The organism is Paraburkholderia sp. SIMBA_030 (assembly GCF_046535245.1).
Taxonomy (GTDB): domain Bacteria; phylum Pseudomonadota; class Gammaproteobacteria; order Burkholderiales; family Burkholderiaceae; genus Paraburkholderia.
In genome coordinates this window covers 1-262 of record NZ_JAWRXB010000830.1, presented here as the reverse complement: position 1 = coordinate 262, position 262 = coordinate 1, and the positions used below count along the sequence as shown (strand labels likewise).

Below are 262 nucleotides of genomic sequence, written 5' to 3'. Positions count from 1 at the left end.
AGCGATAATCCCAATTGCGCTCGCCGCCCGGAGTTTCCGGCAGGCCGAAGGTGGCGGCGGCGAGAATCGCGCCGTGTTTGCGTGATGTCAGCAGCTTCAGGGCGAGGGCCGAGCGGTTGACCATTTCCCGCCAGCGGCCGCGATAGTTGGACTGGCCAATCCAGTCGCGCCAGAACTTCAGGGTGCGTTGCAGGCACAGGTCGGCGGCACCCTCCTTGAAGCGCGGATCGTCGAGTCCGCCGAGCAGGAACTGTGCACTCTC

The 262-nt window shown here is 65.3% G+C and carries 1 pseudogene; it reads right to left on the bottom strand.

The features are described 5' to 3' along the window. Positions 1 to 262, bottom strand: a pseudogene (locus SB772_RS42310) (glycoside hydrolase family 15 protein); the annotation flags it as partial.